Here is a 13,605-nt window from a genome sequence, read left to right as displayed (position 1 = left end):
ATAGCGTTTACTTTTTTTATTTTTCTGCCGCTAATGCTCACGTTTTTAGTTGGATTGGTACGACCAAAGAGAGGCGGTGAAGGGGTGGGGATTAGCACCAGCGGACTTTGCCGCTGGGCAAATGTTAAATCTTAAGACGAGTAGCGCAGCGCGTCGACGAATAAGGAAAATGCCGTGGTGTGCTGTTTGCGGCTTGGATAATAAAGATAGTAACCGGGGAATGTGTTACACCATGCGTCAAGTACTTGAACTAACCGCCCATCGGCGAGCTCGTTTTGCACTGAATCCTCAGGCACATAGGCTAAGCCAAAGCCAACCACGGCCGCATCAATACGCTGGCGTAGGCTGTTAAACGTCAGTTGCCCATCAACACGAACCCTCAGCTCTTGCCCGTCTTTCTCAAACTCCCATGCATACAGTCCACCTCGCGTGGGTAAGCGCATGTTGATACAGCGATGGTTTTGCAGTTCCTGTGGTGTAGAAGGGCTGTTGTGTTGCTGGAGATACTGAGGCGAACCCACCACTACCATTCGCATATCGGGGCCAATTCGCACGGCAACCATGTCTTTAGCGACTTGCTCGCCAAGGCGAACACCAGCATCAAAGCGCCCATTAACGATATCGGTCAGGGAATTATCAGCCACGATTTCAACGTTGATATCGGGATAGTTGGCAAGGAACGATTTCAAAAATGGCCACAGAACAGAATCTACGGCGTGCTCTCCGGCGGTAATACGAATATTTCCCGCTGGGGTGTCGCGCATATCACGTAAGGCATCTAACTCGCTTTCAATCTCGCGAAACCGTGGTTCAAGACTGTTGGCGAGTTTCTCACCGGCTTCCGTTGGCGCTACGCTGCGCGTAGTGCGGGTGAGTAAACGAATATCAAGACGCTCTTCAAGCCCGCGAATGGAATGGCTAAGTGCCGACTGCGATACGCCTAATTTCGCTGCGGCTTTGGTAAAGCTGCGTTCTCTGGCGATGACGAGAAAAGAGATCAGATCGTTAAAGTTTTCTTTCAGCATTTTGCAGGCCTTTTGGCTCAAGATAGCGCAAGTATAGGCCTATTTATGAATTTTACTCATAGCTCCTTGCGCATTTAGCTATCTAGTTACGTTGTTTGAATCGGGGTAACGTTTAGGCCAGACAGAGTATTAATGGCTTCAGCGCTTGATTGGCTTGGCCGTATGAGTTTAAAGAAGAGGAAAATATGAAAATTATCCATAACGGTTCGCAGGCTTCATTGGTTGGTTCAGATGATTATTTTACCGGTCGTGTGCGTATCGACGGCCTATTTCAGGCTGAAGATCCTGCGCGCGTAGGCGGAGCCACAGTGACCTTTGAACCCGGTGCGCGTACCGCATGGCATACACATCCATTGGGACAAACGCTGATCGTTACCCAAGGTCGCGGATGGGTACAGGAATTAGGTAAAGAGATTCAGGAAATTAGCCCAGGTGATATTGTTTGGATCCCTGAAGGCGTTAAACACTGGCATGGTGCTACATCAGAAACCGCCATGACACACATTGCGATTGCCGAGTCATTGAATGGCAGCGTGGTGGAGTGGATGGAAAAAGTGACGGATGAGCAGTATCGCAAATAGTGCTACACACGGCAGAACTGCGGTTTCATCATGCTCATGAGTTCATTGTTAAACTTTTTGTGATAAAGGCAGATCGCGTTTTTCGCGTGCTAGATTCAATGTTCAAGACAAAACAAAAAGGATTAACGCATGAAATTGTTGAAAATCGCGCTTCTGACCTCGCTTATCTCTTTGTCTACCACGGTGTTTGCGGAACAGGCTAAAAATCCGCTTAGCGTGCATATATTAAATCAGCAGACTGGACTGCCTTCTGCCGGTGTTGCCGTTACGCTAGAACATAAAGAGGGCGATCGCTGGGTGAGTTTATCAAGTGGAGTCACTGACAATGATGGGCGTATTCCAGCACTTTACCCGCAGGGGAAAAATATGGCGTTGGGAGATTATAAAGTGACGTTCAAAACGGGTGAGTATTTCTCAAAACTTAAACAAGAGACGTTCTTCCCAGAAATACCTGTTGTGTTTCACGTCATTAAAACTAACCAACATTTACATGTGCCTTTGCTGCTGAGTCAATATGGCTACTCAACATATCGTGGAAGTTAATACGTTTTGCGTTTAACATTCATATTTTTACTGGGTCGCATTTGTTTGCGGCCTTTTTATTTATTGCAGTTTAAGCAAGGTTATTAAGTTATTAACTAATCCCGATGCGTTACTACCGAGATCGTAGTTCTTAGAAGATAATAACCAATTCTCTATAAGCCCACTCATATATGCACGAATGATTACTATTGATTGGGGGATATTTAATGTGGATGGCAATTGATTTAATGTAACACAACGTTTTAGCGTGTTGGATAATCTCTCTTCCTCAAAATAGACCATGCGTCGTATTTCGTGTCTTGGCGTCATATCTTTTGTGAATTCACATTTATGGAATATTATTTCCATCAATGATTTTTGCTGTGGATCGCTAACCACTGCGCGTAGAAGATAGGTGAGGGTTTCTTGTAACGCCTTTAAAGGATTGTCTTTGTTTTCACTGTGTATTTTTTCTGATACATAGAGTGAGTAATGTGCAGACTGCTGCCATATTTCGTTGAATAACTCTTCTTTGTTTTTAAAGTGCCAGTAAATTGCACCTCGAGTGACCCCCGCAGAGCAGGCGATATCACCTAGCGTTGTAGATGAAAAACCACGCGTTGAAAATTCACTGATTGCTACATTTATTATTCTTTGGCGAGTAATAAATGCATCCTCTTTAGTTTTACGTGCCATAGTGATACCAAACATCCAAGACGGTGATTTACAGAGAAGGATAGGATTTTGTAGGATGGGCATCATTCTATTCGCTACGCATTCAGTTTGTCATTCTGATTTTATTATTTGGCTATCCATTAATAGTCGTAATTAAACTAGCCAACGTGTCTGTTCGCAATCATATTAGTCATGAAAGTCTGGGTGGTTCATAATAAATAATTTGTATGTTTGAATTGTGAGGTATTTACATGGGGAATTGTTTGAATTTAAACGTCAAGATGAACGTAAAGATAAAGTGGCTTTGATAATTAAACTTACATAATTAGCTGGGTGTTCTTGTTTTTTATCTGGATGTTAATCTCTTTTTCCTCAAAAATAGCGGGCTGCAACTCTGTTTTCGTATCGCTGGATAAGTTTTGTTTTTATTTTTTAATGTTAATCATTTATGTGATTTATCAATAGTGCGGCATTCACTATTTTCTATCAGAACACGTTGTTTATAACCATCAGAAGAACGATGTATGAATTATACCCGTACAACTTATTACCATTTATATGTACGCCTGGCGTCGTATCGAACTATTTAAGGAATAGCAATGAAGAAATACAGTGAGTTTATTCTCCTGCCCTCAGTGATTCTCCTTTCCGCCTGCTTCGTGTTGTCTGGGTGTGATGATAAAGAGGTCAAAGCGCCTCTGCCGCAGCCCCATGTGGGGGTGGTGACGTTGAAAGCAGAACCTCTGCAAGTGACGACGGAATTACCAGGGCGTACAGATGCTTACCGTGTTGCTGAGGTTCGTCCGCAGGTTGGAGGAATTATCCTCAAACGTAATTTCGCTGAGGGTAGTGATATTCGTGGTGGCGAATCGTTGTATCAAATCGATCCTGCTCCCTACAAAGCCGCTTATGACAGTGCGCAAGGCGAGCTCGCCAAAGCTGTTGCCGCAGCAAAACTGGCTCATTTAACCGTCCAGCGAGATAAGCCGTTGGTTGGCGATCACTATGTTAGCCAACAAGAATTCGATACGGCGGTGGCCAATGCGCAACAAGCCGATGCTGATGTCCAAGCGGCAAGAGCCAATGTTGAAACCGCTCGTATCAATTTGGCCTATACCAAGGTGACTTCTCCTATTGATGGGCGGATCGGGCAGTCTAACGTCACCGAAGGGGCGCTGGTGACCACCGAACAAGCCAATGCGCTGGCGACCGTGCAACAGCTTGATCCTATTTACGTTGATGTCACCCAATCGAGCAACGACTTCATCCGCCTTAAGCAGGCCGTCATCCAAGGAAGCCTGGAAAAAAGCGCGCTGCAAACTCAGGTCACGCTGGTGATGGAAAATGGCCAGCCTTACCCACTCAAAGGCCAACTGCAATTTTCAGATGTGAGCGTTGATGAAAGCACCGGTTCGATCACGATTCGCGCCTTGTTCCCAAATCCTCAACACGATCTCTTACCGGGGATGTTTGTGCGTGCTCGCATTGATGAAGGTATGCAAAAAGATGCGTTGCTGGTTCCCCAACAGGGCGTGACGCGTAACCCGCGCGGTGAGGCCTCGGTGATGCTTGTCAACGCTAAGAGTCAGGTTGAAGTGCGCAATGTGACCGCGGCGCAGGCAATCGGTGACAAATGGTTGGTGACGGATGGATTGCACAGCGGTGACCGCGTGATCGTCAGTGGGCTACAGAAAGTACGTCCTGAAATGACGGTAAAAGCGGAAGAGCAGAATCTGCAGGCGAATGCGTCTCAGGGTCAGTAATCGCTACGGCGATAATTCATACAAGGTAAAACGAGCGTATGTCTAAGTTTTTTATTGAGCGCCCGATCTTTGCTTGGGTACTTGCCATTATCCTCATGTTGGCCGGGGGATTGGCAATTTTGCAACTGCCGATTGCCCAGTATCCAACGATTGCACCTCCTGCGGTTGCGATAACGGCAACTTATCCGGGCGCTGATGCGCAGACCGTACAGGATACGGTGACGCAGATTATCGAACAGAACATGAACGGCATCGATAATCTTATGTACATGTCGTCAACCAGTGACTCTGCGGGTGGTGTAACGATTACCTTAACCTTCAATTCGGGGACTGATCCCGATATTGCACAGGTTCAGGTTCAGAATAAGCTCCAGCTGGCGACGCCGTTGCTGCCGCAGGAAGTGCAGCAGCAGGGGATTAGCGTTGAAAAGTCTAGCAGCAGTTTCTTGTTGGTAGCCGGGTTTATTTCAGACAACAAAAGCCTGACTCAGGATGATATTTCTGACTACGTTGCTTCAAACATTAAAGATCCGATCAGCCGTAGTAGCGGTGTGGGTGATGTGCAGCTCTTTGGTGCGCAGTATGCCATGCGTATTTGGCTGAATGCCGATCAACTGAACAAGTATCAACTGACCACGGTTGATGTTGTTAATCAGCTAAAAATTCAGAATGACCAAATCGCGGCAGGGCAGCTAGGTGGCACGCCTGCTGTAGGTAATCAGCAGCTTAACGCGTCCATCATTGCGCAGACGCGATTAAAAGACCCGGAAGAATTTGGCAAGATCTTGCTGAAGGTGAATCAGGATGGTTCGCAGGTACGTCTGAAAGATGTGGCTCACATTGAGCTTGGCGGTGAAAACTACAACATCGTGGCGAAAATCAACGGACAACCCGCGGCTGGCTTAGGGATTAAGTTAGCAACAGGTGCTAATGCGTTGGATACGGCCGCAGCGATCAAAACGAAGCTAGCAGAGCTACAGCCGTATTTCCCTCAGGGGATGAAGGTTGTCTATCCGTATGACACCACGCCGTTTGTTAAAATCTCGATTCACGAAGTGGTCAAAACCCTGTTTGAAGCCATTATCTTGGTCTTCTTGGTCATGTATCTGTTCTTACAGAATATCCGCGCAACGCTGATCCCAACCATCGCCGTGCCCGTTGTTTTGTTGGGGACTTTTGCGGTGCTGTCCGCGTTTGGCTATTCGATAAACACCCTAACCATGTTTGGGATGGTGTTGGCGATAGGCTTGCTGGTTGACGATGCCATCGTCGTGGTGGAAAACGTTGAACGCGTGATGGCTGAGGAGCATCTCCCGCCAAAAGAAGCCACGATAAAATCGATGGATCAGATACAGGGCGCATTAGTCGGGATTGCCATGGTGCTTTCGGCGGTGTTTATTCCGATGGCATTTTTCGGCGGCTCAACCGGTGCGATTTATCGCCAGTTCTCCATCACCATTGTTTCGGCTATGGCGCTATCTGTGCTGGTGGCGCTTATCTTGACGCCAGCACTGTGCGCCACGTTGCTCAAACCGGTTTCTGCCGAAGGGCACGGCGAGAAGCAAGGTTTCTTTGGCTGGTTCAACCGCAAGTTTGAGCAGAGTACACATCATTATACGAATAGCGTGGGTGGGATCCTGAGAAATACGGGGCGTTACCTCGTTATCTACGTATTGATAGTTGCCGGTATGTGCGTGCTATTTTTGCGCTTGCCGACGTCATTTTTGCCCGAGGAAGATCAGGGCGTGTTTATGACGATGGTGCAGTTGCCGGCAGGAGCGACTCAAGCTCGAACTCAGAAAGTCTTAGATCAGGTGACGAATTATTACCTGACTAAAGAGCATGCCAACGTTGAATCCGTCTTTACGGTTAACGGTTTTAGCTTTAGCGGATCGGGACAAAACTCCGGTTTAGCATTCGTGAGTTTAAAGCCGTGGGACGAGCGTTCGGGGAAAGAAAACAATGTGACATCTATCATTGGTCGTGCGATGAAATCTTTCACGCAGATCAAAGATGGTCTGGTCTTCCCGTTCAACTTACCAGCCATTATTGAGCTGGGTACCGCAACCGGTTTTGACTTTGAGCTTATCGATCAGGCAAACCTCGGTCATCAACAGCTCACTCAGGCACGTAATCAACTGTTAGGTATGGTCGCTGAGCATTCAGACGTGATGGTGCGCGTGCGTCCTAACGGGTTGGAAGATACGTCTCAGTACAAGCTGAACGTGGATCAGGAAAAAGCACAGGCGTTGGGCGTGTCGCTCTCGGACATTAACCAAACCATTTCAACTGCCTTAGGGGGAACCTACGTTAACGACTTCATCGATCGCGGGCGTGTGAAGAAGGTTTATGCCCAAGCCGATGCGCGTTTCCGTATGTTGCCAGACGACATCAATAATTGGTATGTACGCGGTAACAGCGGGAAAATGGTGCCTTTCTCTGCATTCTCAACCGCTGGTTGGATTAAAGGCTCACCGCGCTTGGAACGTTATAACGGCTTGCCGTCGATGGAAATTCTAGGCGAAGCGGCACCGGGTAAAAGTACTGGTGATGCCATGCAAATGATGGAACAACTTGTGACTAAGTTACCGTCAGGTATTGGCTACGACTGGACTGGAATGTCTTATCAGGAACGCTTGTCGGGAAATCAGGCGCCTGCCCTGTATGCCATCTCGCTGGTAGTTGTATTCCTGTGCTTGGCGGCGCTGTATGAGAGCTGGTCTATACCGTTCTCGGTAATGCTAGTTGTTCCGCTTGGCGTAGTCGGTGCCTTGCTGGCAGCGGCATTACGCGGTATGAACAACGACGTTTACTTCCAAGTTGGGCTATTAACCACCATCGGCCTCTCCGCTAAAAACGCCATCTTAATCGTCGAATTTGCTAAAGATCTGATGGATAAAGAAGGCAAAGGGCTGATCGATGCCACCTTAGAAGCGGTGCGAATGCGTTTGCGCCCAATCTTAATGACGTCGCTGGCGTTTATTTTGGGGGTTATGCCGCTGGTTATCAGTTCTGGTGCCGGTTCAGGCGCGCAAAACGCCGTGGGTACTGGCGTGATGGGGGGAATGCTGACGGCAACGCTGCTGGCTATTTTCTTTGTTCCGGTATTCTTTGTGGTTGTGCGTCGTCGCTTTAGCAAAGCGAAAGACTAAGAATAAAGACCGTTAAATCAAAAGGTAAAGGCCTGTGATGATGTATCACAGGCCTTTACATCAAAGTTTTCCACTCCGCTTTGCACATAGCTTCTGTGTTCCGAGATCTATCTCGCAAAACTCACAAAAGCCAAGTTGCCCAGCATCTCCGATTCCGTGACGTAAAAAGTACATATACAGCCTGAAGAAGTGTAATCGCTTTCATTGTTGTGAATGCAACTCCCCGTTCTCATTAGATTTCTCTATCTCTACCGTGGCGTGATGAAGTTAAACCGTCCATAACCTCAAGAAAAAGTTAGATAAAGCTAAGATGTATTCACTTTGTTAATTTTTCAATACTGTGATGTAACCCAAATCTCACTTCAACGCATTGACTATAGTGATCCCTGTTCGGTTGCTTTTTATCCAATCATTGCTCTATGAGGATCTCAGTATGTGGAAGCGTTTACTTTTGGTTACTGCCGTCTCTGCTGCACTCTCTTCAGCTGCGTTTGCTCAGTCGATGACCGTTGGTTTTTCTCAGGTCGGTTCTGAATCTGGCTGGCGCGCCGCTGAAACCAGCGTGGCAAAAAGCGAAGCACAAAAGCGCGGTATTACGTTGAAAATTGCGGATGGCCAGCAAAAGCAGGAAAACCAAATCAAAGCCGTTCGTTCCTTTATTGCCCAAGGCGTTGATGCCATTTTTATTGCTCCAGTGGTTCAGACCGGATGGGAACCCGTCCTGCAGGAAGCCAAAGAGGCGAATATCCCCGTTTTCTTACTTGATCGCGCCATCACCGTGAAAGACAAATTGCTGTATATGACCGTTGTTACCGCAGACAACGTGCTCGAAGGCAAACTGATCGGCGACTGGCTGGTGAAACAGGTCGCAGGAAAGCCGTGTAACGTGGTGGAACTACAGGGAACGGTAGGTGCAAGCGTAGCGATCGATCGTAAAAAAGGCTTTGCTGAAGCGATTGCCAATTCGCCAAACATAAAAATTGTCCGTTCTCAGTCTGGAGACTTTACCCGCAGCAAGGGTAAAGAGGTCATGGAGAGCTTTATTAAAGCCGAAAACAACGGCAAAGATATCTGCATGGTTTACGCACACAACGATGATATGGCAATAGGTGCCATTCAGGCGATCAAAGAAGCGGGGCTTAAACCGGGTAAAGATATCCTGACTGGCTCTATCGACGGCGTACCTGATATCTATAAAGCTATGTTAGCAGGAGAAGCCAATGCCAACGTTGAGCTCACGCCAAACATGGCGGGGCCTGCGTTTGATGCGTTAGAGAAGTATAAAAAAGATGGCACCTTGCCACCGAAAATTACCAAAACAGAATCCAAATTGTTCCTACCTGACAGCGCGCAAGCTGAGTTAGATAAGAAAAAAGATATGGGATATTAATTTTATCTCATCACACGTTTTCAATCTTATTAGCCACTTCACCGGCAGAGGTTTCGTCCTCTGCCCATGATTTTCAGCGAAGCTAGGAGCGATGGTATGCGCGGCGACGGCGATAATGAGGTGTTACTCCGCACTGAAGGTTTGAGTAAATATTTTCCTGGCGTTAAGGCACTCAATAACGTTTCTTTCAGCCTACGTCGTGGCGAAATTATGGCGCTGCTTGGTGAGAATGGTGCGGGAAAATCGACGCTGATTAAGGCGCTAACCGGCGTTTACCAAAGGGATAGCGGCACGGTATGGCTGGACGGTGCCGAGGTCTTTCCAAAAAATACGGCTCATGCGCAAATCTTGGGTATTGGTACCGTATATCAAGAAGTGAACCTGCTGCCTAATATGTCGGTGGCAGACAACCTGTTTATTGGCCGAGAGCCGCGTCGTTTTGGTTTTATTCATCGCGGTGAAATGATCCGCCGTGCCACTGAGCTGATGCAACGTTACGGTTTTTCGCTGGATGTCACGGAGCCGCTCGGGCGGTTTTCTGTCGCTATGCAGCAAATCGTGACGATCTGCCGCGCGCTCGATCTTTCTGCCAAGGTGCTCATCCTTGATGAACCTACTGCCAGCCTCGATACCAGCGAAGTAGAAATGCTCTTTACCTTGATGCGTCATTTACGCGATCAAGGAATAAGCCTGATTTTTGTGACCCACTTTCTCGAACAGGTCTATGCCGTCACCGACCGCATCACGGTGCTGCGCAACGGCGAGTTTGTGGGAACTCGAAACACCAAAGAATTGCCTTATATCGAATTAGTCAAAATGATGCTGGGCCGTGAGTTGGACAACAATGCTTTGCAGCGCGCGGGCCGCACTTTGCTAAGTGAAAATCCAACGGTTGAATTTGAAAACTATGGCAAAAAGGGTGTTATCGCACCGTTTAATCTCAAGGTTCGTCCCGGTGAAATTGTGGGGTTAGCTGGGTTACTTGGCTCTGGTCGTACGGAAATGGCTGAGGTCATTTTTGGTATCAAACCAGCGGACAGCGGCACCGCACAGGTCAAAGGCAAACCAAGATCGTTACGTTCACCGCATCAATCATCGCGCTACGGATTGGGATTCTGCCCTGAAGATCGCAAAACCGATGGCATCATCGCGGCGGCATCCGTGCGTGAGAATATAATTCTGGCGCTTCAGGCACAGCGTGGGTGGCTGCGTCCGCTTGCACGCAAAGAGCAACAGCACATTGCGGAACGCTTCATTCGCCAACTGGGGATTCGTACCCCAAGCACTGAACAGCCCATTGAGTTTCTTTCCGGCGGCAACCAGCAAAAAGTTTTACTTTCGCGCTGGTTGCTCACCAAACCCCAGTTTCTCATTTTAGACGAGCCGACACGCGGGATTGACGTGGGCGCTCACGCCGAGATTATTCGCCTGATAGAAACCTTGTGCGCCGATGGTTTAGCGCTGCTGGTGATCTCATCGGAGCTTGAAGAGCTGGTGGGGTATGCCGATCGGGTTGTGATCCTGCGCGATCGCCAGCAAATCGCCGAAATCCCGCTTGAGCAGCTTTCGGTTGCCGCCATTATGAATGCCATTGCGGCATAAGGAGATGAACGCCATGTCTGGTTCTTTGCCCGATGCCAATCCATCCAAAACCTCACGGCTACGTTGGCCAACGGGTATGCCGCAAATTGTGGCGTTGGTTGTGGTGTTATTGGTTGATAGCGTTGTCGCCAACAATTTCTTTTCTATTCATATTCAAGATGGGCGCTTGTTTGGCAGCTTAATCGATATTCTCAACCGCTGTGCGCCAGTGGCGCTTTTGGCGATAGGTATGACGCTGGTGATTGCGACCGGCGGTATCGATCTTTCCGTGGGCGCGGTGATGGCAATCTCAGGGGCGACCGCCGCTTCGTTAACGGTTCAGGGCTATGGTTTGCCAATCGTGATTTTATCCGCGCTAGGCGTCGGCATTTTATCTGGGCTATGGAATGGCATTTTGGTGGCACTCCTTAAAATTCAGCCGTTTGTCGCCACGCTGATTCTGATGGTTGCAGGGCGAGGCGTAGCCCAATTGATCACGGCAGGGCAGATTGTCACTTTCAACTCCCCCTCGCTATCGTGGCTGGGCAGCGGTTCGCTATTTTTGCTCCCCACGCCGGTGATTATCACGTTACTGACCCTGTTGGCTTTCTGGCTACTGACGCGTAAAACCGCGCTGGGACTTTTTATTGAAGCGGTAGGGATTAACATCCGAGCGGCGAAAAATGCAGGGGTGAATACGCGGCTGATCGTCATGGGAACCTACATGCTGAGCGGCCTATGCGCTGCGATTGCTGGAATTATTGTGACGGCGGATATACGCGGCGCCGATGCCAATAACGCTGGTTTATGGCTAGAGCTGGATGCCATTTTGGCCGTGGTTATCGGCGGTGCATCGCTGATGGGAGGCCGATTTAATCTCCTGTTATCGATACTTGGGGCGTTAATTATCCAAGGAATGAACACCGGCATTTTGCTTTCAGGATTCCAACCGGAATTGAATCAGGTGGTTAAAGCCGTGGTGGTATTGGTTGTTTTAGTGTTCCAGTCACCGCGTTTTCTCGCCGCAATCAGAAGGAAGCCGCGCCATGCTTAAACGTAATTTGCCGTTGATGATTACGCTGGCGGTTTTTGTACTGGGATATCTGTTTTGTTTGAGCCAGTTTCCCGGTTTTGCCACCACGCGTGTTATTTGTAATATCCTCACAGATAATGCTTTTCTCGGTATTGTCGCCGTTGGGATGACGTTTGTGATCTTGTCGGGTGGCATCGATCTTTCTGTTGGTTCGGTGATCGCTTTTACCGGCGTATTTCTGGCGCGCATGATAGGTGATTATCATATGTCGCCGCTGGTGGCTTTTCCGTTGGTGCTCGTGATGGGATGCGGCTTCGGGGCCTTCATGGGATGGCTGATTGATGCGCTAAAAATTCCGGCGTTTATCATCACGCTAGCAGGCATGTTTTTTCTGCGCGGTGCCAGCTATTTGGTTTCAGAAGAGTCGTTGCCTATCGATCATCCGATATACACCACGCTCTCCTCACTGGCTTGGAAAATTCCAGGAGGAGGGCGCTTGAGCGCCATGGCGTTATTGATGTTGGCAGTGGTCGTGCTGGGGATCTTCTTGGCTAATCGTACACGCTTTGGTAATCAGGTTTATGCGATTGGCGGTAATGCCACATCGGCCAATCTGATGGGGATTTCAACCCGCAGCACCACCATCCGTATTTACATGCTTTCAACTGGATTGGCGACGTTAGCGGGCATTGTATTTTCCATTTATACCTCTGCGGGCTATGCGCTTGCAGGAATGGGCGTTGAGCTGGATGCCATAGCCTCCGTGGTGATCGGCGGCACGTTGCTGAGCGGCGGGGTGGGAACCGTTTTGGGCACGCTGTTTGGCGTTGCGATTCAGGGATTGATTCAAACCTATATTAACTTTGACGGCACGCTCAGCTCATGGTGGACAAAAATCGCGATAGGGATTTTGCTGTTTGCATTTATCGGGCTGCAGCGCTTACTCACGGTGATGTGGGAGAACCGGCAAACGGCAGAGGTGAAGAGGATTGATGTTATTAAAGCCGATCGTGCTGTATGACCCCACCCTAATCCTCCCCTTGGCAGGGGAGGGAACCGATTCGGTGCTGGATGCGGGAACTTGAACCGTTCTTTTTTAGGTTGGGAAAGCGATGCAGCATAAGAATCCGATCAGCCCCTCCCCCTGCCAAGGGGGAGGTTGGGAGGGGGATTACTCCCAACTATCACAAACTATTATAAACCTGCTCCACCTTCGCCATATAACGCGGAGCCTGCGCCGCAGGATGATATTGACGCACGTGCCAGTGGAACGCTTCTGGTGAAAGCTGATTAATCATCTGAATCGCGGTTTTGCGATTGCTCGAAAAAGTACGCAGCAGTGCGCCCGCGCCGTTAGCGTAAGCCACCTCGGTTGCATAGCGACGAGTTACAGGATCGTCAATCCAATTCAGCTGTTGATGCTGGATCGCGCTGATGTAAGCGGCACCTAAATCGATATTGGTTTCGGGATCGAGTAAATCATCGTCGTCAGGGCAGCCGCGTTTACCTTTATAACGATAGGCATCACACCCGCCTGTTGAGGCTTTGAGCTGCATGAGGCCGATGGCGTTTGAAGGGCTGACGGCTTCTGGATTGAAGCTGGATTCCACCTGAATAATCGCGGCGATAAGTTTGGGATCGACCTTATAGTCATCGGCAGCATCTTCGATCACATCGTCGTAGGCATGGGTATCGTACTTTTTATAATGATGTTTGCTTGAACAGCCCGCTAAGAAGAGCAATAGCAGCATAATGCCAAATCGCGAAGGGTGTTTGAGTATTGAAATCATTGGTGAGTACGCCAGCCTATATCCATTAAAATAGAATAGGACTCATTAGTGAGACGACCATGTCGAAGGGAATGCCTGATTTAAATAGACGGA

At 48.6% G+C, this 13,605-nt stretch carries 11 protein-coding genes; 8 read left to right on the top strand and 3 right to left on the bottom strand.

Translation table 11 applies throughout. The annotated features are described in order from the left end of the window. Positions 1-131 precede the first annotated feature (131 nt). Entirely contained in the window at positions 132-1,025 is an 894-nt protein-coding gene (locus RSC70_RS13665; RefSeq protein ID WP_332542755.1) for a LysR family transcriptional regulator, read from the bottom strand. A gap of 185 nt (positions 1,026-1,210) precedes the next feature. Between RSC70_RS13665 and RSC70_RS13660 the strand changes: the two genes are divergently transcribed. Both RSC70_RS13660 and uraH read left to right on the top strand, forming a co-directional pair. Then, positions 1,211-1,606: a (R)-mandelonitrile lyase gene (locus RSC70_RS13660; RefSeq protein WP_130970249.1), complete on the top strand. Its 396-nt coding sequence runs from the start codon at positions 1,211-1,213 to the stop codon at positions 1,604-1,606. 129 nt (positions 1,607-1,735) lie between these two features. Further along, positions 1,736-2,149 (top strand): hydroxyisourate hydrolase, encoded by a 414-nt coding sequence (uraH, locus tag RSC70_RS13655; protein WP_025800598.1) that lies wholly within the window; start codon positions 1,736-1,738, stop codon positions 2,147-2,149. A 60-nt stretch (positions 2,150-2,209) separates the two neighbouring features. Here uraH and RSC70_RS13650 read toward each other — a convergent pair whose 3' ends face one another. Continuing rightward, positions 2,210-2,824 carry a TetR family transcriptional regulator gene (locus RSC70_RS13650; protein ID WP_332542753.1) on the bottom strand — a complete coding sequence of 205 codons (615 nt, stop codon included), beginning with the start codon at positions 2,822-2,824 and terminating at the stop codon, positions 2,210-2,212. Between the two features lie 578 nt (positions 2,825-3,402). Between RSC70_RS13650 and RSC70_RS13645 the strand changes: the two genes are divergently transcribed. The 6 genes from RSC70_RS13645 to yjfF all read left to right on the top strand — a co-directional run bounded on the left by RSC70_RS13645 (position 3,403) and on the right by yjfF (position 12,743). Then, complete coding sequence (locus RSC70_RS13645) at positions 3,403-4,566, top strand: efflux RND transporter periplasmic adaptor subunit (RefSeq protein ID WP_063585695.1); 1,164 nt, start codon at positions 3,403-3,405, stop codon at positions 4,564-4,566. Positions 4,567-4,604: 38 nt separating this feature from the next. Then, a complete protein-coding gene (locus RSC70_RS13640) occupies positions 4,605-7,718 on the top strand; it encodes an efflux RND transporter permease subunit (RefSeq protein WP_130997885.1) in 3,114 nt (1,037 codons plus the stop codon). Positions 7,719-8,151: 433 nt separating this feature from the next. Continuing rightward, entirely contained in the window at positions 8,152-9,108 is a 957-nt protein-coding gene (gene ytfQ / locus RSC70_RS13635; protein ID WP_332542751.1) for a galactofuranose ABC transporter, galactofuranose-binding protein YtfQ, read from the top strand. Between the two features lie 96 nt (positions 9,109-9,204). Next, positions 9,205-10,710: a sugar ABC transporter ATP-binding protein gene (locus RSC70_RS13630; RefSeq protein ID WP_332542750.1), complete on the top strand. Its 1,506-nt coding sequence runs from the start codon at positions 9,205-9,207 to the stop codon at positions 10,708-10,710. Positions 10,711-10,723: 13 nt separating this feature from the next. Continuing rightward, positions 10,724-11,743, top strand: coding sequence for a galactofuranose ABC transporter, ATP-binding protein YtfT (ytfT, locus tag RSC70_RS13625; RefSeq protein ID WP_025800604.1), 1,020 nt, complete (start codon positions 10,724-10,726; stop codon positions 11,741-11,743). Beyond that, positions 11,736-12,743, top strand: coding sequence for a galactofuranose ABC transporter, permease protein YjfF (yjfF, locus tag RSC70_RS13620; protein WP_025800605.1), 1,008 nt, complete (start codon positions 11,736-11,738; stop codon positions 12,741-12,743). Before ytfT ends, yjfF begins: the two co-directional genes overlap by 8 nt. A 163-nt stretch (positions 12,744-12,906) precedes the next feature. Here yjfF and RSC70_RS13615 read toward each other — a convergent pair whose 3' ends face one another. Beyond that, positions 12,907-13,512: a transglycosylase SLT domain-containing protein gene (locus tag RSC70_RS13615; protein ID WP_025800606.1), complete on the bottom strand. Its 606-nt coding sequence runs from the start codon at positions 13,510-13,512 to the stop codon at positions 12,907-12,909. Between the last annotated feature and the right edge of the window lie 93 nt (positions 13,513-13,605).

The organism is Hafnia sp., assembly GCF_036648275.1.
Classification (GTDB): domain Bacteria; phylum Pseudomonadota; class Gammaproteobacteria; order Enterobacterales; family Enterobacteriaceae; genus Hafnia; species Hafnia alvei.
Note: the sequence above shows the minus strand (reverse complement) of the source record. Positions and strands in the feature narration are given on the sequence as shown.